Consider the following 18,932-nt stretch of genomic DNA (forward strand, 5'->3'; position numbering starts at 1 on the left):
CACTCCCGCCTGTGGCGTAATGAGGCAAAGCGAATAAGGAGCCTGCTATGCCACGTCCGTTAAACAATACTGATACCGCCCTGAATGCGGCCAACCTCATTACCCTTCCCGCGCAGTTTGGCTGCCCGGTCTGGGTTTATGACGCGCAGATTATTCGCGATCGCATCGCGCAGCTGCAGCAGTTCGACGTGGTGCGTTTCGCTCAGAAAGCCTGTTCTAATATTCATATCCTGCGCCTGATGCGCGAGCAGGGCGTGAAAGTGGATTCCGTCTCGCTCGGTGAAATCGAGCGCGCGCTGGCGGCGGGATACGATCCGCAGAGCAACCCGGACGATGTAGTCTTTACCGCCGACGTGATAGACGACGCGACGCTTGCGCGCGTAAGCGAACTGCGCGTGCCGGTAAATGCCGGTTCGGTGGATATGCTTGAACAGCTCGGCGCCGTCTCGCCAGGCCATCGCGTCTGGCTGCGCGTCAACCCGGGCTTCGGCCACGGTCACAGCCAGAAAACCAATACCGGCGGCGAAAACAGCAAGCACGGCATCTGGTACAGCGATCTGCCGCAGGCGCTGGCCGTGATGCAACGCTATCAACTGAAGTTAGTAGGTATTCACATGCATATCGGCTCCGGCGTGGACTACGGTCATCTGGAGCAGGTGTGCGGCGCGATGGTGCGCCAGGTGGTGGAGTTCGGCCAGGATCTGGAAGCCATCTCCGCAGGCGGCGGGCTTTCCATCCCGTATCGTTACGGTGAAGAAGCTATCGATACTGCGCACTATTTCGGTCTCTGGAACGGTGCGCGCGAGAAAATCGCCGATCATCTTGGCCACCCGGTAAAGCTTGAAATCGAACCTGGCCGTTTTCTGGTGGCGGAGTCCGGGGTGCTGATCTCGCAGGTGCGCAGCGTCAAGCAGATGGGATCGCGCCATTTTGTGTTGATCGACGCGGGCTTTAACGATCTGATGCGGCCTGCCATGTACGGCAGCTATCATCACATTTCCGCGCTGGCGGCGGACGGGCGGGATCTTAGCAAAAACCCGCTCATCGACACGGTAGTAGCCGGGCCGCTGTGCGAGTCAGGAGACGTGTTTACCCAGCAGGAAGGCGGCAAGGTGGAAACCCGCGCATTGCCGGAAGTGAAGCCTGGCGACTATCTGGTGCTGCACGATACCGGCGCGTATGGCGCATCGATGTCTTCTAACTACAACAGCCGTCCGCTGTTGCCGGAAGTGCTGTTTGATAACGGCGAATCGCGTTTAATTCGCCGTCGTCAGACCATCGAAGAGTTGCTGGCGCTGGAGTTACTCTGAATCTTGCGGGCCGTCATAGTGCGGCCCTTTTGTTACGGAGTCGCGCAGCACCAGTGTGCCGGTAAACGGCGGAATGGGTTCCAGCGGCTCGTCGTTAGCAAGGCGGATAGCCTGGTCGATGGCGGTAGTAATCATGTTGTCGATGGGCAAGTAGACGGTGGAAAGCCCCGGCTCCAGCCATGCGGCGCTGGGGGCGTCGTCAAAACCAAACAGCGAGATATCTTCCGGTATGCGCAGCCCCGCCTGGTGCAGCGCTTTCGACGCGCCAAGCGCCATGTCGTCGTTTCCGGCGAACAGCGCGGTAAATTTCACGCCGCTTTCCAGCAGTTCCTGACAGCGCTCATAGCCGCTTTGCATTTTTGAGTCGCCGTTTTTCACCCGCCGCTCGTCCCAGGCAATCCCATGTTGTTCAAGCGCTTTGCGGTAGCCCTCCAGCCGCGCTTTGCCGGTTGGCGTGTTAATCGGCACTGTAATGCAGCCAATCTCCCGGTGTCCCTGGGCAATCAGATAATCCACCGCCTGAAAGGCGGCGTCCTGCTGTTCGAAGAAAACGCAGCGCTCGCGCGCCTGGCTGACGTCGCGGTTAATCACCACCAGCGGCACGCCGATAGAATGGATGAGCGACATTATCTCTTTTTCGCTCATGTGGCGGGTGTAGAGCACGATGGCGTCGCACTGGCGGTCGGCCAGCATCTGCACCGCTTCCAGCTCGCGGGCGGGCGCGTCGTGCCCGTCGGTGACAATCAGCTGTTTGCCGTGGGTTTCCGTCTGGCGCGACGCCTGTTGCAACAGGCGGCCAAAGTAAAAGCCGTCGAAGGTGGAGAGCACCAGACCAATGCTGTTGCTGGTGCGGTGAGCCAGCGATCGGGCGAGAAAATTGGGCCGATAGCCCAGCTCTTCCATCGCCCGGAACACCTGCTTACGGGTGCTCTCTTTCACCTGCCCGGTGCCGTTCAGCACGCGCGAGACGGTAGCCTTTGAAACGCCCGCACGCAGTGAAACATCCAGCATCGTCGCCATTCATTACTCTCCTGTCACTTATTGCTGTGCAGTTTATCACAGCGCGCCGCTTGTTGAGCGCGGCGGGGCGTGCTTACGCCAATAGCTCCGGCGCGATCACGCTTTCAGAAGGCAATTTTAACGGCAGGTAAATGCCCTGCTAATAAAAAGGGAATGTGGTATGCCAAATTGGCAGTGAAACGTGATTGCGGAATACCAATCTCCCGGAGTGCGAGATCAGTCACAGATAATTACCGCAGCGGGTTCTATGTTTTGGCATACCAAAAAACGGAAGTACGCGGTCTCCGTCCATCATAACAACAGCCCCCAACTGAGGTCATACCCTATGGCACTACAGGAAAAGCTGATCGATTCGCTGGGCAGTTTCGCCACGAAATTCAACAGCTACCGCTACATTATGGCGATCAAAGCCTCGTTCATTACCCTGATGCCGGTCATCATCGTCGGCGCGTTTTCCGTGCTTATCTCCAACATGGTGCTGGACCCGAAAAACGGTCTGGCCAGCTTCCAGGCGCTGTCGTTTCTCGCTGCGCTGAAGCCCATCACCAGCGCGATTAACTACGCCACGCTTAACTTTTTAAATATCGGCGCGGTCTTTTTGATTGGTATCGAGCTTGGCCGCATCAATGGCATCAAAACGCTATTTCCCGGCCTGCTGGCGGTTATCTGTTTCATCTGCGTCACGCCGACCACGCTTGAGATGATGATCGACGGCCAGATGCACGTGGTGAAAGATGTGCTGGCGCGCCAGTTCTCCGATACCCGCAGCCTGTTCCTCGGCATGTTTATCGCCATCCTTTCGGTGGAAATTTACTGCTGGCTGGAGAGCCGCCCGGGGTTGCGCATCAAAATGCCGGACACCGTGCCGCCTAATGTTTCCGCCTCGTTTTCCGCATTGATCCCGGCCATTATCACCACGACCGTTATCGCGACGTTCGGCTTTGTCTTCCATCAGCTGACCGGCATGTACCTTTACGATGCGGTTTATCAGGTGGTGCAGCAGCCGCTGGAGCGCGTGGTGCAAAGCCTGCCCGGGATCCTGCTGTTGATGTTTGTCGCGCAGCTTTTCTGGGTGATCGGCATTCACGGCAATCAGATGATTAAGCCCATTCGCGAACCGCTGCTGCTTGGCGCGATAACCGTCAACATGAGCGCTTTCGAGCAGGGCAAAGAGGTGCCGAACATCATCACCATGCCGTTCTGGGATGTGTATATGAGCATCGGCGGCTCCGGGCTGACCATCGGCCTGCTGATTGCGGTGATGATCGCCACCAAACGTAAAGAGATGAAAGAGATAGCCAAACTCTCGTTCGGCCCGGGCATCTTTAACATCAACGAGCCGGTCATTTTTGGTATGCCGATCATGCTCAACCCCATCCTCGCCATTCCTTTCATTATCACGCCGCTGGTCACCGGCACGATTGGCTATTTCGCCACCGTAACGGGCTTTGCCGGTAAAGCGGTGGTTATGGTGCCCTGGACCACGCCGCCGCTTATCAACGCCTGGCTCTCCACGGCGGGGTCGATGGGCGCGGTAGTGACCCAACTGGTCTGCATTCTGGTTTCAATTCTGATTTACCTGCCGTTTGTGAAAGTGGCTTCTCGTCGCGCCGAGCAGGCGCAGTTGCAGGCCGCCAACCCGGAAATGGCGAAAAACGCGTGAGGACATCATGAGTCAAAAAAGCATTACCATTCCGCAGGATTTCATTCTGGGCGCGGCTTCGTCCGCCTGGCAGACCGAAGGCTGGAGCGGCAAGAAAGAGGGCCAGGATTCGTATATGGATATCTGGTACAAGAATGACCGCCACGTCTGGCACGAGGGCTACGGCCCGGCGCTGGCGACCGACCTCTACAACCGCTACCGGGAAGAGGTGGCGCTAATGAAGCAGGCGGGGCTGACGCATTACCGCACCTCCATTAACTGGTCGCGCTTTTTTACCGATTACGAAAAGGGCGTGGTGGACGAAGAGTACGCCCGCTATTACGACAACTTTATCGACGAGATGCTGGCGGCCGGCATTGAGCCGATGATCTGTCTTGAGCACTATGAGCTGCCAGCTTATCTGTTTGAAAACTACGGCGGCTGGGCGTCGAAGAAGGTGGTTGAGCTGTTTGCGCTGTACGCCGAAAAGGTGTTTGAGCGTTATCACCACAAAGTGTCGCGCTGGTTTACTTTCAACGAACCGATTGTGGTGCAAACGCGGGTATATCTGGACGCGCTGCGCTGGCCGTATGAGCAGAACACCTCCACCTGGATGCAGTGGAATCACCATAAAAACCTCGCCACGGCGAAAGTGGTGAAGCTGTTTCGCGAGAAGGGCTATACCGGCAGCGTGGGGGCTATCCTGAACCCGGAAGTGACCTATCCGCGTTCCAGCGCGCCGCACGATGTGAAAGCGGCGGAAATGTACGATCTCTTTTATAACCGCGTATTTCTCGACCCGATGGTCCACGGCCGCTATCCGCAGGCGCTGGTGGCGCTGCTGGAGCAACATGGCGTGCAGTGGGACTACAGCGCCGACGAGCTGGCGCTCATTCGCGACAACACCGTCGATGAGCTTGGCATCAACCTTTATTACCCGCACCGGGTGAAAGCGCCGTCGCGCGCCTGGAACCCGCAAACGCCGTTCCATCCGGCTTATTACTATGAGCCTTTCGAGCTGCCGGGACGACGGATGAATAAATCCCGCGGCTGGGAAATTTACCCGCGCATTATTTATGACATGGCGATGCGCATCAAAAACGACTACCGCAACATCCCGTGGTTTATCGCTGAAAGCGGCATGGGCATTGAGAACGAAGGGCAGTTTCGCAACGCCGAAGGGGTCATTCAGGATGACTACCGCATTGGTTTTATCAGCGAGCACCTCTACCAGACGCTGCTTGCCCGCGAAGCCGGGGCGAACTGCCAGGGCTACATGCTCTGGGCCTTCACCGACAACGTCTCGCCGATGAACGCGTTCAAAAACCGCTATGGGCTGATTGAAATAGATCTGCAAAACAACCGGGCGAGACGGGCTAAGAAATCGGCGGGCTGGTACCGGGCGCTTCGAGAAACCCGCACGCTGACCCTGAACATTGATGATGACAGGAAATAAGGAGCGACCATGAAACGTATCGTACTGTGCTGTTCCGCAGGCATGTCCACCTCGCTGGTGGTGACCAAAATGGAAAAGGCGGCGGCGGAGCGGGGGCTGGAGTACCGCATCTACGCTATCCCGGAGCAAAACCTGCGCGATGAACTGCAAAGCCACGCCGCCGAAATCCAGGCGGTGCTGCTCGGCCCGCAGGTGCGCTTCAAGCTTGCCGAAAATAAAAAGCTGACCGACGAGCACCACATCCCTATCGACGTTATCGATACGGTAGCCTATGGCACCTTAAACGGCGCGAAAGTTCTCGATCAGGCGCTGAGTCTGGTAATCTAGTGCGCGTTTTTTCCGCATTTAAGGCGGGGAAGCTTCTCAGGCTCAATTCAGTACACAGGTGATATCGTGGATAAGGTGGTTGTTCCGCCCGAAAAAAAGCAGTACCAGGAGATTGGTGAGGACCTCAGGGAGCAGATAATCCAGGGCCACTATCCTGTCGGTTCGAGGCTGCCACCGGAGCGTAATATTGCGGAAAAGTACGGCGTCAGCCGCACCATCGTGCGCGAGGCGCTGTTGATGCTGGAGCTGCAGGGCACGGTGGATATCCGCCAGGGCTCCGGCGTCTACGTTATGCGTATTCCTACGGAAAATGAAACTGAGGAAGAGCGTTTTTTCAACAGCGACATCGGTCCGTTTGAAATGCTCCAGGCGCGCCAGCTGCTGGAAAGCAATATCGCCGCCTTCGCGGCGAAAATGGCCACCAAAGCCGATATCGATAACCTTAAGCGCATTCTGGAGCAGGAGCAGCGCGCCATCGCGATGAGCGACAGCAGCCAGGATAATTACAAGCTGTTTCATCTGGTGCTGGCGGGCGCTTCGCAAAACCAGATGCTGCTCGCCACGGTGGAGAGCATCTGGCGCCATATGGACAGCAGCCCGCTCTGGCAGCAGTTGCACGCCCATCTTGAAAGCCGCAGCTACCGCCTGAAGTGGCTTGGCGAACACCAGACCATTCTTGCCGCTCTGCGCCGTCGCGATGTCATGGGCGCCTGGCAGGCGATGTGGCAGCATCTTGAAAACACCAAAAACAGCCTGCTGGAGCTTTCAGACGCCGATGCGCCCGATTTCGACGGCTATTTGTTTGAATCCGTACCTATTTTTCAGGGCAAAATGCAGTGATTATTCAGCCGCTTTATGACGCGCCGCAGCATGCGGAGCAGGTGACCGACTGGCTCTGGCAGGCTTTCGGCCCCACGCAGCCGCGCGACTTTTTCGCCAGCATCGTTAACCACAGCCAGAAACCCGGCGCGCTGCCGCTGACGTTTATCGCCACCGAGGGCGAAAAGCTGCTGGGCACGGTCGGGTTATGGCGCTGCGATTTAATCAGCCGCCAGGATCTCTTCCCGTGGCTCGCCGCGCTTTATATTGATGAATCGCAGCGCGGCAAGGGGCTGGGGGGAATGTTGCAGGAGACGGTGACAGGATTTGCCCGAAGCCTTGGCTTTACCGAACTTTATCTCTATTCCGCCTGCAAAAATTATTACGAACGTTCAGGCTGGCAATACATCGGCGACGCCCTGGAATATCCCGATAAATCTGTTCACCTCTACCGCTACGGGCTTTGATTCTCCAGCGGCGCGCCGACGGAGTGGCGGCGCACCAGCGTAGGGCTGAAAAGGTGGGTGACTTCCGGCGGCGTGCGGTTATCGGCGAGCGCCAGCGCGAGTTCCGCCGCCTGGGTCGCCATCGTCACGATGGGGTAGCGAATTGTGGTGAGCCTTGGACGAACGTAGCGTGAAACCAGCACGTCATCGAAGCCGATAAGCGAAATCTCTTTCGGCACGTCAATGCCGTTGTCGTTCAGCACCCCCATCGCGCCCGCCGCCATGGAGTCGTTATAGCAGGCCACGGCGGTAAACTGTTTTCCTCGCCCCAGCAGTTCGGTCATCGCCTGTTCGCCGCCGCTCTCATCCGGTTCGCCGAAGCTCACCAGCCTTTCGTTGCAGGGCAAACCGTGCTCTTTCAGGGCGTCGTAATAGCCCTGTAGCCGGTCTTCGGCATCCGAAATAGCGTGGTTGGAGCACAGATAGCCGATGCGGGTGTGGCCTTGTTGAATCAGGTGGCGGGTGGCGAGCCACGCGCCGTAGCGGTCATCCAGCGCCACGCAGCGACGCTCGAAACCTGGCAAAATGCGGTTAATCAGCACCATGCCGGGAATTTGCTTCATCAGCGGCGCCAGTTCTTCATCCGGGATCATCTTGGCGTGCACCACCAGCGCGGCGCAGCGGTGGCGAATGAGTTGCTCTATCGCCTGCCGCTCTTTCAGCTCATTGTGGTAGCCATTGCCGATAAGCAAAAAATTGTTGGTGTTATAGGCGACCTGTTCCACCGCTTTCGCCATGGCGCCGAAAAAGGGATCGGACACATCGCTGACCACCAGGCCCACGGTTTCAGTGGTTTGCTGTGCGAGCGCGCGGGCGTTGGCGTTGGGGTGATAATTCAGCGTTTCCATGGCCTCCAGCACCGCCTGGCGGGAAGCATCGCTGGCTTTTGGCGAGTCGTTAATGACGCGAGACACGGTGGCGACAGAGACTCCAGCAAGCCGCGCAACATCCTTTATAGTCGCCATAAAATACCTTCTGCATGGGTAAACGTTTACACATGGTTAAGTGTTACGGAAAAACCGCGCCACTTCAAGCAACTGGCCATAAACATGGGCGCGTTTTGTGGAGCATATCCAAAAGCGGGGTGTAATTGTTACATCTGACAGCGCTCTGTCATCTGTAACGGAAAAAGGGGGAATAATGTCAAACAAAACCTTTGGTTACACTTTGCGATGGGCTGTTGCGATTGGCCTGTAGCGGCAGAGAAATCGTCGCTGGTAGAGTTGAGATCCCAGAGGTATTGATAGGTGGTGTCAGTTAACTACTGACCACAAGCATTACACCAACCTGCGCGGATGCGCAGGTTTTTTTTTGCCTGTCATTCAGGTTTATCTGCGGGTGCCAATAACCAGCGATATTGCCAGGTAGCGTCAGTTAACTACTGACCACAAGCATTACCCAAGCCTTCGCGGATGCGCAGGTTTTTTTTTGCCTGTCATTCAGGTTTATCTGCGGGTGCCAATAACCAGCGATATTGCCAGGTGGTGTCAGTTAACTGCTGACCACAAGCATTACCCAAGCCTTCGCGGATGCGCAGGTTTTTTTTGCCTGTCATTCAGGTTTATTGCCGGCATGTTTATCTGCGGGTGCCAATAACCAGCGATAGTGCCAGGTAGCGTCAGTTAACTACTGACCACAAGCATTACCCAGGCCTTCGCGGATGCGCAGGTTTTGACGCTCGTTCATGCCCTCTGTAATCCGCCTCGCGTTATTCCGAATTGTGTCACTGTAGCCAATCCCCGCGTCCTTTCCCGGCTTTCAACTGTCGCTCATCCCCGACAACTCGTGTAATCTGCCGCGACTATACTTCATCCTTGATAACTGAAGACAAAGGGAGTTGAGATGCTATTTGGATTTTTCCGCAACCTCTTTCGCATACTGTTCCGCGTACAGCTTCACGGCGATATTCGGGCGCTGAGTCAGCCGCGCGTTTTAATCACGCCCAATCATGTCTCGTTTATGGATGGGATCCTGCTGGCGCTCTTTTTACCGGTGCGTCCTGTATTTGCCGTCTATACCTCTATCAGCAGCCAGTGGTATATGCGCGCGCTGACCTCGTTTATCGATTTCGTGCCGCTGGACCCGACAAAACCGATGTCCATCAAGCAACTGGTGCGCTTAATCGGCCAGGGCAGACCGGTGGTGATTTTCCCGGAGGGACGTATTTCGGTCAGCGGCTCGCTGATGAAAATTTATGACGGGGCCGGGTTCGTCGCCGCGAAATCGGGCGCGACGGTTGTACCGATGCGTATTGAAGGCGCAGAACTCACCTTTACCAGCCGCCTGAAGGGTCTGGTGAAACGTCGCCTCTTCCCGGCTATCGACCTGCATATTCTGCCGCCCACCACCATTGCGATGCCGGATGCGCCGCGCGCGCGCGATCGCCGCCGTCTGGCCGGGGAAATGCTGCACCAGATTATGATGGAAGCGCGGATGGCGGTGCGTCCGCGTGAAACGCTGTTCGAGGCGCTGCTTTCAGCGGCGCACCGCTACGGCGAAGGCAAAAACTGCCTGGAAGATATCAACTTTAAACCGGACAACTACCGCAGCTTGCTGAAAAAGACGCTGTTTGTCGGCCGGATTCTCGATAAATACAGCAAGCCTGGCGAAACTATCGGCCTGATGCTGCCGAACGCCGCCATCAGCGCCGCCGTGATTTTCGGCGCGTCTATGCGCGCGCGCGTTCCGGCGATGATGAACTACACCGCCGGGGTGAAAGGGCTTAACAGCGCCATCACCGCCGCGCAGATCAAAACCATCTTTACCTCCCGTCAGTTTATTGAGAAAGGCAAGCTCGGCCATCTGATTGAGCAAATCACCTCGGTTCGCTGGGTCTTTCTTGAAGATCTGCGCGGCGAAATCACCACGGCCGATAAGCTGTGGATTTTCGGCCACCTGCTGGCGCCCCGCCTGGCGCAGGTCGCGCAGCAGCCGGAAGACGCCGCGATGGTGCTTTTCACCTCAGGCTCGGAAGGCAACCCGAAAGGGGTGGTGCACAGCCATAAAAGCCTGCTCGCAAACGTTGAGCAGATCCGCACCATCGCCGATTTTACCGCCCGCGACCGCTTTATGTCGGCGCTGCCGCTGTTCCACTCTTTTGGCTTAACGGTAGGGCTGTTCACGCCGCTCTTCACCGGCGCGGAAGTCTTTCTTTACCCAAGCCCGCTGCATTACCGCGTGGTGCCGGAGCTGGTCTATGACCGCAACTGCACCGTGCTGTTCGGCACCTCAACGTTCCTCGGCCATTACGCCCGCTTTGCTCATCCTTATGATTTCTACCGCGTTCGCTATGTGGTCGCTGGCGCGGAAAAACTGCAGGAGAGCACAAAGCAAATCTGGCAGGACAAATTCGGCCTGCGCATTCTTGAAGGCTATGGCGTAACGGAATGCGCCCCGGTGGTTTCCATTAACGTGCCGATGGCGGCAAAGCCTGGCACTGTCGGGCGCATTCTTCCTTCTATGGACGCGCGCCTGCTGGCCGTGCCGGGCATTGAGCAGGGCGGGCGTTTACAGCTGAAAGGCCCGAACGTGATGAAGGGCTATCTGCGGGTGGAGAAACCGGGCGTACTGGAGGAGCCGACGGCGGAGAACGCCAACGGCGAGAGCGAGAAAGGCTGGTACGACACCGGCGATATCGTCACCTTTGACGAACAGGGGTACGTGATTATTCAGGGACGCGCCAAACGCTTTGCGAAAATCGCCGGCGAAATGGTTTCGCTGGAAATGGTGGAGCAGCTGGCGCTGGCGGTTTCGCCGGAGAAAATGCACGCCACGGCTATCAAGAGCGATGCCGCCAAGGGCGAAGCGCTGGTGCTGTTTACCACCGACAGCGAACTGACGCGTGAAAAACTCCAGCAGCAGGCGCGAACCCACGGCGTGCCGGAGCTGGCGGTGCCGCGCGATATCCGCTACCTCAAGCAGTTGCCGGTGCTGGGCAGCGGTAAGCCCGATTTTGTTACTCTCAAATCGATGGTCGACCAGGACGAACAGACGCATGCATGATGCCAACCATTCTACGTCGCTCTTTTCCCGCGGCATGCTGGCGGTTATCGCCGCGCAGTTTTTATCCGCCTTTGGCGATAACGCGCTGCTCTTCGCCACGCTGGCGGTGCTGAAAGCGCAGTTTTACCCGGACTGGAGCCAGCCGGTGCTGCAAATGGTATTCGTCGCCGCCTATATCCTTTTCGCGCCGTTTGTCGGTCAGGTGGCGGACAGTTTCGCCAAAGGCCGGGTGATGATGGTGGCGAACAGCCTGAAGCTGCTTGGCGCGGCGGCCATCGGCCTTGGCTTTAATCCGTTCATCGGCTATACGCTGGTGGGGATTGGCGCGGCGGCTTACTCGCCCGCGAAGTATGGCATTCTCGGCGAGCTGACCACCGGCGACCGGTTAGTAAAAGCCAACGGCCTGATGGAGTCGTCCACCATCGCCGCCATCCTTGTCGGCTCGGTGGCGGGCGGGGTATTGGCGGACTGGCACATCGGCGCGGCGCTGGCGGTTTGCGCGCTGGTCTACGCCGGCGCGGTAGTGGCGAACCTGTTTATTCCGAAGCTCGCCCCGGCGCGTCCGGGGCAGTCATGGCGCTTTACGCCGATGACCCGCAGCTTCTTTAACGCCTGCCGGGTGCTGTGGCGAAACGACGAAACGCGATTTTCGCTGGTCGGCACCAGCCTGTTCTGGGGCGCGGGGGTGACGCTGCGTTTCCTGCTGGTGCTGTGGGTGCCGGTGGCGCTCGGCATTACCGATAACGCCACGCCGACCTACCTTAACGCGATGGTGGCGATCGGCATCGTGCTTGGCGCGGGCGCGGCGGCGAAGCTGGTGACGCTTGAAACCGTATCGCGCTGCATGCCGGCGGGCATCCTGATTGGCGTGGCGGTTATCGTGTTCGCGCTCCAGCAGGCGCTGCTGCCTGCTTATCTGCTGCTGATGCTGATTGGCATTTTCGGCGGCTTTTTCGTGGTGCCGCTCAATGCGCTATTGCAGGAGCGCGGCAAGCGCTCGGTAGGCGCAGGGAATGCGATAGCGGTGCAAAACCTTGGTGAAAACACCGCCATGCTGCTGATGCTGGGGCTCTATTCCCTGGCGGTAAAAGCAGGGGCCCCGGTGGTGGGCATTGGCGTCGGCTTCGGCGCTATTTTTGCGCTGGCCATCGCCGGGCTCTGGTTCTGGCGACGCAAGCAGTAATAAAAAAACCCGCTCCGGCGGGTTTTTTTACAGACCAGACCCAGGTTTACGGCGCCGGGTAGGTATAAACCTGATGCACCGCTTCCAGCTCCGCCAGGACCTCTTCGCTTAATTCCAGATGCAGGCTTTCCACATTGGTTCTCAGCTGCTCAAGCGTGGTGGCGCCAAGCAGGGTGCTGGCGACAAACGGTTGGCGACGCACAAAAGCCAGCGCCATTTGCGCCGGATCCAGCCCGTGGCGCTTGGCAACCTCTACATAGGCCGCCACCGCTTTTTGCGACTGCTCGCTGCTGTAGCGCGTAAAGCGGCTGAACAGCGTATTGCGGGCGCCCGCAGGCTTCGCGCCGTTCAGATATTTGCCGGTCAGCGTGCCGAAGGCGAGACAGGAGTAGGCCAGCAGTTCAACGCCTTCAAACTGGCTGACTTCCGCAAGGCCGACTTCGAAGCTGCGGTTAAGCAGGCTGTAGGGGTTCTGGATAGTCACGATACGCGGCAGATCGTGCTTTTCCGCCAGGTGCAGATAGCGCATCACGCCCCAGGCGGTTTCGTTCGAGACGCCGATATAGCGGATTTTCCCGGCGCGCTGGTATTCGGCCAGCGCTTCCAGCGTTTCGAGGATCGTTACGGCAGGCGCACCCTCCGTCCAGCTGTAGCCCAGTTTGCCAAAGCAGTTCGTCGGGCGCTGTGGCCAGTGCACCTGATAAAGGTCGAGATAGTCGGTTTGCAGACGCTTAAGGCTTTCATCCAGAGCAATACGGATATTCTTGCGATCCAGCGCCTGGTTCGGGCGTATGCCGCTGTCATTGTTGCGGCTCGGCCCGCTTACTTTGGAGGCGATGATCAGCTTTTCGCGATTGCCACGCTTTTTCAGCCAGTTGCCGACATAGGTTTCGGTCAGCCCTTGCGTTTCCGGTCGTGGCGGGACGGGGTACATTTCCGCCACGTCAATGAGGTTTATCCCCTGACTTACCGCGTAATCAAGCTGCTCATGCGCATCGGCTTCGCTGTTTTGCTCACCAAAGGTCATGGTGCCCAGTCCCAGTGTACTTATCTCAAGTGAGCTATGAGGGATACGGTGATAATGCATAGCCGGCTTCCTTATTTTTAGACTGCGTCAGGCACTTCCCGACAAAGGAATATAAACATGGCAGAGGGGGACCAAAAGGGGAAGGGGAGGCCGCACAAAAAACGAAAAGGCCAGCGGAAAAACTGGCCTTTTATACGTTAGCGTTCAATGATTTGTGACACCTGGTCGCGGTTGATTTGCTGTTCGTTGCCCTGCGGATCGCGGTAGCTTACCAGACCCGTATCATCGTCCACTTCCGGCTTGCCGTCGGTGAGGATCATACGGCCGTCTTTGGTCGCCATAACGTAGTCGCTGCTGCAGCCGGAAACAGCAAAAGCCAGACCCACAGCGGAAATTACTACAGCCCATTTATTCATCGTTATTCGCCTCATAGGGATATGGAATGGATTAACCTGGTTATTCTAGTAAAAACCAGCGAAGCGCGACGAAAAAGCAGGCAATTCTTAAAGGGAAATAAAAAGCGCTCCCGAAGGAGCGCCTGAGATTAAAGGGGATTTTTCTTGTTACGTATCAAATTAAGGCTTTCAACTGCGATAGAGAAGAACATCGCAAAATAGATATAGCCTTTAGGTACGTGAATATCGAAGCTTTCCAGCATCAGCGTAAAGCCCACCAGAATCAAAAACGAAAGGGCCAACATTTTGACAGAAGGGTGACGCTCGACAAATTCGCCAATCGGGCGCGCTGCGAACATCATCACGCCTACGGCAATCACGACCGCCGCCATCATGATAAACAGATGATCGGAAAGGCCGACTGCGGTTATCACAGAATCCAGGCTGAAGATAATATCGAGCAGCATGATCTGGAAAATCGCGCCGAAGAAAGAGTGGACGTTAGTTTTAAGCCCCTCTTCTTCGCCTTCAATAGATTCATGGATCTCCTTGCTCGCCTTCCAGATAAGGAACAGGCCGCCGAGCAGCAGAATTAAATCGCGCGCGGAGATCTCTTGCCCTAACACGGTAAACAGCGGTTGGGTAAGTTTGATAACCCAGGCGATAGAAGCCAGCAGCGCCAGGCGCATAATCATCGCGCCGGCAAGCCCCAGTTTTCGGGCTTTGCCTTGCTGTGATTTGGGGAGTTTCGCCACAACCAGAGAGAGAAAAATAATATTATCGATCCCAAGCACAATCTCCAGCAGCGTCAGCGTACCGAGCGCCAGCCAGGCATTGGGATCCGTTACCCATGCAAATAACATCTAAAAGTCCTGCTTATAAAGAAAACGCTAATTATATGCATCCAACACCGCAGGGTAAAAATTTAATCTCTTTATAACAAAAAATGTCGCGCCAGCAGCGCGCCGGTGAAGTTCTTCTTCAGGTAAAAGCCGCGCGGCAACGTAAGAATAGGTTCGCCGTTAGCGCCAATCGCTTCCGTCAGGGCTTTGCTGTTCGCGGCTTTGGGACGCAGCTGTAACACTTCGCCGTGGCGAGCGGTGATTCGCTCAACGTGTCCAAGCACGATTAAATCCATTAACTCTTCCCAGTCCTGGCGAAGCTGCGCCTCTTCATGCGCCGAAGGACTCCAGAGCAGCGGCGAACCTACGCGCCTTTCGGCGAGGGGGATCGCGCGTTCGCCTTCCACCGGGATCCACAGCACGCGCTTTAGCTTGTGACGCACATGGCTGGTTTCCCATACCACGCCTGAATTGCCGGTAAGCGGCGCAACGCAGACGAAAGTGGTCTCCAGCGGGCGTCCCTGACGGTCAATGGGAATGGTTTTCAACTCTACGCCGAGCGCGGCGAAATCCTGCTCCGGTTTGCTGCCCGCGCTGGCGCCAAGCCATAACTCCAGCAATATCCCTGTCCAGCCCTTGTCGCGCTTCAAATCGGGTGGAATGGGCAACCCTGCGAGGGCGGCGAGTTCGCCCAGCGTCATGCCTGCCAGCAGGCCAGCCTGCGCGAGCAGCTGCGCTTCATCTGCGGGCGGTTGGCGAAGGGGAGAGAGTGACAACATGGTGCTTTTCCGTTAGGTTAAAAAATGAACAGCAAAAAGAGCGCTTGTGGACAGAGTTTACCGCGCTGTGAGCAACATATGCAGCCTGTTGATTGTAATAGTTATTTTAAATAAAAAAACCAATTCCGGCCTGACAAAAAACGGGTTTTCCCAATCTGGTCACTGACAATGAACAGGATCTTACACCAGGTTATCCACAGAAAAATGGGATAACTGTGAAAAGAAGCCACTACTGGTTCGATTTACAGCCTTGACGCGAACCGTTTTTGCACTTTTTCGCCAGCCTGTGACTAACTTATTGGCACAATCTGTGGATAAAAACGGCTCTGTTCGATCTTTCATCACCGCCAGGATCTTAAGCGTGATGCTCGTCACGTTTTGTAGGCGTAAAGGGTGGATTATTTATTTAATTAACTGAAAACAAAGATTATATTTATAAGGCTGTTTTGAGCCGGGACAGAATTGCCCTGGGTTTTCCCTGGGAAATTAGCTACTTCTACACAGTGATATCCACAGAAAAAGTGAATAAAACGCTGACTTGCGCCTCGTCTCTGTTTATAAGTCGGCATATTTTTGTGAGTTATTCAAGGTTTATTCCTTGAAGTCGCGCCCAACAGAGTGGTTTACCGTCACAAAGGAGTATGAAACAATCGTTACTATCCAGGTTTATTTTGAGGTAGTCCGGTGATCGATGATGATGGCTACCGCCCGAATGTTGGTATCGTGATCTGTAATCGTCAGGGGCAGGTAATGTGGGCCAGGCGTTTTGGCCAACACTCCTGGCAATTTCCGCAAGGTGGCATCAACCCTGGCGAATCGGCGGAACAGGCGATGTATCGCGAGCTTTTCGAAGAGGTAGGTTTACAACGAAAAGATGTCCGCATCCTCGCCACTACCCGCAACTGGTTGCGTTATAAATTACCAAAACGTTTGGTGCGTTGGGACACAAAGCCGGTTTGTATCGGCCAGAAGCAAAAATGGTTTCTTCTGCAGTTGGTGAGCAACGACACCGATATCAATATGCAGACCAGCAGCACACCTGAGTTCGACGGCTGGCGCTGGGTCAGTTACTGGTATCCGGTACGTCAGGTTGTCTCCTTTAAGCGCGATGTCTATCGTCGGGTGATGAAAGAGTTCGCAAGCGTAGTGATGCCCTTGCAGGAAGCGGCGCCGCCGAGAAACGCTTCTCCTGCCTGGCGACGTAAAAGAGGTTAAGCCACGCAAATTATGCTCACCCGGTTGCGAGAAATAGTCGAGAAGGTTGCCAGCGCCCCGCGCCTTAGCGAGGCGCTGAACATCCTGGTTAATGATATCTGTCTTGCGATGGACACCGAGGTGTGCTCGGTTTATTTAGCCGATCACGACAGGCGCTGTTACTACCTGATGGCGACGCGCGGCCTTAAAAAACCGCGCGGCCGCACCGTTGCGCTTGCCTTTGATGAAGGGATTGTCGGCCTGGTGGGACGTCTTGCGGAGCCCATCAACCTGGCGGACGCCCAGAAACATCCCAGCTTCAAATATATTCCTGCCGTTAAAGAAGAGCGTTATCGCGCTTTTCTCGGCGTGCCTATTATTCAGCGTCGTCAGCTGTTAGGCGTGCTGGTGGTGCAGCAACGCGAACTGCGCCAGTATGATGAAAGCGAGGAGTCCTTCCTCGTTACGCTCGCCACGCAAATGGCGGCGATCCTCTCCCAATCTCAGCTTACCGCGCTGTTTGGCCAATATCGCCAGACCCGCATTCGCGCGCTGCCCGCCTCGCCAGGGGTAGCGATAGCACAGGGGTGGATGGACACCACGCTGCCTTTGATGGAGCAGGTCTACGAAGCGTCCACGCTTGATACCTCTCTGGAGCGCGAGCGCCTCACGGCGGCGCTGGAAGAGGCCTCCGCCGAGTTTCGCCGCTACAGCAAACGTTTTGCCGCAGGCGCGCAGAAAGAGACGGCGGCTATTTTCGATCTTTACTCGCATCTTCTCTCCGACGCCCGACTTCGTCGGGAACTTTATAGCGAAATCGACAAAGGCTCGGTCGCGGAGTGGGCGGTTAAAAAGGTCATTGAAAAATTTGCCGAGCAATTCGCCGCCCTGACCGATGGCTATCTTAAAGAGCGGGCCGGTGATTTGCGAACGCTCGGACAGCGCCTGCTGTTTCATCTTGATGACAACATTCAGGGGCCGAACACCTGGCCTGAGCGTTTCGTTCTGGTCGCTGATGAACTCTCCGCCACTACGCTTGCCGAATTGCCGCAGGACAGGCTGGTCGGCGTAGTGGTTCGCGACGGTGCGGCCAACTCGCATGCCGCTATTATGGTGCGCGCGCTTGGCATTCCAACCGTCATGGGCGCCGATATTCAGCCCTCAGTTTTGCATCATCGCATGCTGGTTGTGGATGGCTACCGCGGCGAACTGCTGGTGGACCCGGAACCCGTTCTGCTGCAGGAATATCAGCGGCTGGTCACCGAAGAGAACGAGCTGAGCCGCCTTGCGGAAGGGGATGTCGAACAGCCCGGCGAGCTGAAAAGCGGCGAGCGGGTACAGGTAATGCTCAATGCGGGCCTCAGCCCGGAGCACGAAGAGAAGCTCGGCAGCCGTATCGACGGCATCGGTCTTTACCGCACTGAGATTCCTTTCATGCTGCAAAGCGGTTTTCCCTCCGAGGAAGAACAGGTCGCGCAGTATCAAGGGATGCTGCAGATGTTTAATGACAAACCCGTCACGCTGCGCACGCTTGATGTCGGCGCCGATAAACAATTGCCTTATATGCCGATTAGCGAAGAGAACCCTTGCCTCGGCTGGCGCGGCATTCGCATCACGCTCGATCAGCCAGAGATCTTTTTGATCCAGGTGCGCGCTATGTTGCGAGCCAACGCGGCGACCGGCAATCTCAGCATTCTGCTACCGATGATCACCAGTATTGACGAGGTAGACGAAGCGCGTCGTTTGATCGACCGCGCCGGGCGGGAAGTGGAAGAGATGCTCGGGTACGCCATCCCTAAACCGCGCGTCGGCGTCATGGTGGAAGTGCCGTCCATGATCTTCATGCTGCCGCAGCTGGCGAGCCGCGTAGATTTTATCTCCGTCGGCACCAACGATTTAACCCAATATTTACTGGCGGTGGATCGAAACAACACCCGGGTCGCCAGCCTTTATGACAGCCTGCATCCGGCTATGCTGCGGGCGCTCAATCTGATAGCCGCCGAGGCGCGGCGTAATAACATCGATCTCTGCCTGTGCGGCGAGATGGCGGGTGACCCCATGTGCGTGGCGCTGTTAGTGGGAATGGGATTCCACCATCTGTCGATGAACGGTCGTTCCGTGGCGCGTGTAAAATATCTGCTGCGTCATATTACGCTTGAGGAGGCGCAGAAGCTGGCGCAACGCAGCCTTGAGGCGCAACTGGCGGCCGAAGTGCGCCATCAGGTAGCGGCCTTTATGGAGCGTCGCGGTATGGGCGGCCTGATCCGCGGCGGCCTGTAACCCTTTTACTCTTACACATCTTTTACAACTTCCCACCGTCTCAAGGCGGGCTTTATGCTATGATTCGGCACTTTGGGAGCGCCCGGAATCAGGCGCGCAGCATATTACCGCTGTCCACTTTCAGCGGAATAACAACGACTTGTGGTGACA

The 18,932-nt window shown here is 56.6% G+C and carries 16 protein-coding genes; 10 read left to right on the forward strand and 6 right to left on the reverse strand.

Translation table 11 applies throughout. From position 1 onward, the window contains the following. The first annotated feature begins 47 nt into the window (after window positions 1–47). A complete protein-coding gene (lysA, locus tag MT962_RS11645) occupies window positions 48–1,310 on the forward strand; it encodes a diaminopimelate decarboxylase (RefSeq protein WP_247365645.1) in 1,263 nt (420 codons plus the stop codon). Here lysA and MT962_RS11650 read toward each other — a convergent pair. Next, on the reverse strand, window positions 1,302–2,330 hold the full coding sequence (locus MT962_RS11650) for a LacI family DNA-binding transcriptional regulator (protein ID WP_247365646.1): 1,029 nt from the start codon (window positions 2,328–2,330) through the stop codon (window positions 1,302–1,304). The genes lysA and MT962_RS11650 overlap by 9 nt on opposite strands. 325 nt (window positions 2,331–2,655) lie before the next feature. Here MT962_RS11650 and MT962_RS11655 point away from each other — a divergent pair, with 325 nt between their 5' ends. The 5 genes from MT962_RS11655 to MT962_RS11675 all read left to right on the forward strand — a co-directional run bounded on the left by MT962_RS11655 (window position 2,656) and on the right by MT962_RS11675 (window position 7,041). Continuing rightward, complete coding sequence (locus tag MT962_RS11655; protein ID WP_024559251.1) at window positions 2,656–3,993, forward strand: PTS transporter subunit EIIC; 1,338 nt, start codon at window positions 2,656–2,658, stop codon at window positions 3,991–3,993. Window positions 3,994–4,000: 7 nt separating this feature from the next. Next, window positions 4,001–5,428, forward strand: coding sequence for a glycoside hydrolase family 1 protein (locus MT962_RS11660; protein ID WP_247365647.1), 1,428 nt, complete (start codon window positions 4,001–4,003; stop codon window positions 5,426–5,428). A gap of 9 nt (window positions 5,429–5,437) precedes the next feature. Beyond that, window positions 5,438–5,755: a PTS sugar transporter subunit IIB gene (locus tag MT962_RS11665; RefSeq protein ID WP_024559249.1), complete on the forward strand. Its 318-nt coding sequence runs from the start codon at window positions 5,438–5,440 to the stop codon at window positions 5,753–5,755. 66 nt (window positions 5,756–5,821) lie between these two features. Further along, window positions 5,822–6,595: an FCD domain-containing protein gene (locus MT962_RS11670; protein WP_024559248.1), complete on the forward strand. Its 774-nt coding sequence runs from the start codon at window positions 5,822–5,824 to the stop codon at window positions 6,593–6,595. After that, window positions 6,592–7,041: a GNAT family N-acetyltransferase gene (locus MT962_RS11675; protein ID WP_188723869.1), complete on the forward strand. Its 450-nt coding sequence runs from the start codon at window positions 6,592–6,594 to the stop codon at window positions 7,039–7,041. Before MT962_RS11670 ends, MT962_RS11675 begins: the two co-directional genes overlap by 4 nt. On the opposite strand, the gene galR is transcribed toward MT962_RS11675, so the two are convergent. Next, a complete protein-coding gene (galR, locus tag MT962_RS11680) occupies window positions 7,029–8,045 on the reverse strand; it encodes an HTH-type transcriptional regulator GalR (protein ID WP_024559246.1) in 1,017 nt (338 codons plus the stop codon). The two genes, MT962_RS11675 and galR, sit on opposite strands and share 13 nt — an antisense overlap. Window positions 8,046–8,922: 877 nt before the next feature. Here galR and aas point away from each other — a divergent pair. Continuing rightward, entirely contained in the window at window positions 8,923–11,082 is a 2,160-nt protein-coding gene (aas, locus tag MT962_RS11685; protein WP_247365648.1) for a bifunctional acyl-ACP--phospholipid O-acyltransferase/long-chain-fatty-acid--ACP ligase, read from the forward strand. Continuing rightward, window positions 11,075–12,265, forward strand: coding sequence for a lysophospholipid transporter LplT (gene lplT, locus MT962_RS11690; protein ID WP_024556459.1), 1,191 nt, complete (start codon window positions 11,075–11,077; stop codon window positions 12,263–12,265). Before aas ends, lplT begins: the two co-directional genes overlap by 8 nt. Before the next feature lie 46 nt (window positions 12,266–12,311). Here lplT and MT962_RS11695 read toward each other — a convergent pair whose 3' ends face one another. The 4 genes from MT962_RS11695 to mutH form a co-directional block, all read right to left on the reverse strand. Then, a complete protein-coding gene (locus MT962_RS11695; RefSeq protein WP_024556458.1) occupies window positions 12,312–13,352 on the reverse strand; it encodes an NADP(H)-dependent aldo-keto reductase in 1,041 nt (346 codons plus the stop codon). 137 nt (window positions 13,353–13,489) lie between these two features. After that, window positions 13,490–13,708 (reverse strand): YgdI/YgdR family lipoprotein, encoded by a 219-nt coding sequence (locus tag MT962_RS11700; RefSeq protein ID WP_024556457.1) that lies wholly within the window; start codon window positions 13,706–13,708, stop codon window positions 13,490–13,492. Window positions 13,709–13,836: 128 nt separating this feature from the next. Then, window positions 13,837–14,550: a TerC family protein gene (locus tag MT962_RS11705; RefSeq protein WP_024556456.1), complete on the reverse strand. Its 714-nt coding sequence runs from the start codon at window positions 14,548–14,550 to the stop codon at window positions 13,837–13,839. Between the two features lie 71 nt (window positions 14,551–14,621). Continuing rightward, window positions 14,622–15,308, reverse strand: a complete 687-nt coding sequence (gene mutH, locus MT962_RS11710; protein ID WP_247365649.1) for a DNA mismatch repair endonuclease MutH — start codon at window positions 15,306–15,308, stop codon at window positions 14,622–14,624. Between the two features lie 684 nt (window positions 15,309–15,992). On the opposite strand from mutH, the gene rppH reads away from it, so the two are divergent. Further along, window positions 15,993–16,523: an RNA pyrophosphohydrolase gene (gene rppH / locus MT962_RS11715; protein WP_024556454.1), complete on the forward strand. Its 531-nt coding sequence runs from the start codon at window positions 15,993–15,995 to the stop codon at window positions 16,521–16,523. A gap of 12 nt (window positions 16,524–16,535) precedes the next feature. Then, window positions 16,536–18,782 (forward strand): phosphoenolpyruvate--protein phosphotransferase, encoded by a 2,247-nt coding sequence (gene ptsP / locus MT962_RS11720; RefSeq protein WP_024556453.1) that lies wholly within the window; start codon window positions 16,536–16,538, stop codon window positions 18,780–18,782. Window positions 18,783–18,932 lie beyond the last annotated feature (150 nt).

The sequence above is a fragment of the Franconibacter sp. IITDAS19 genome, assembly GCF_023079515.1.
GTDB classification, from domain to species: Bacteria; Pseudomonadota; Gammaproteobacteria; order Enterobacterales; family Enterobacteriaceae; genus Franconibacter; species Franconibacter pulveris.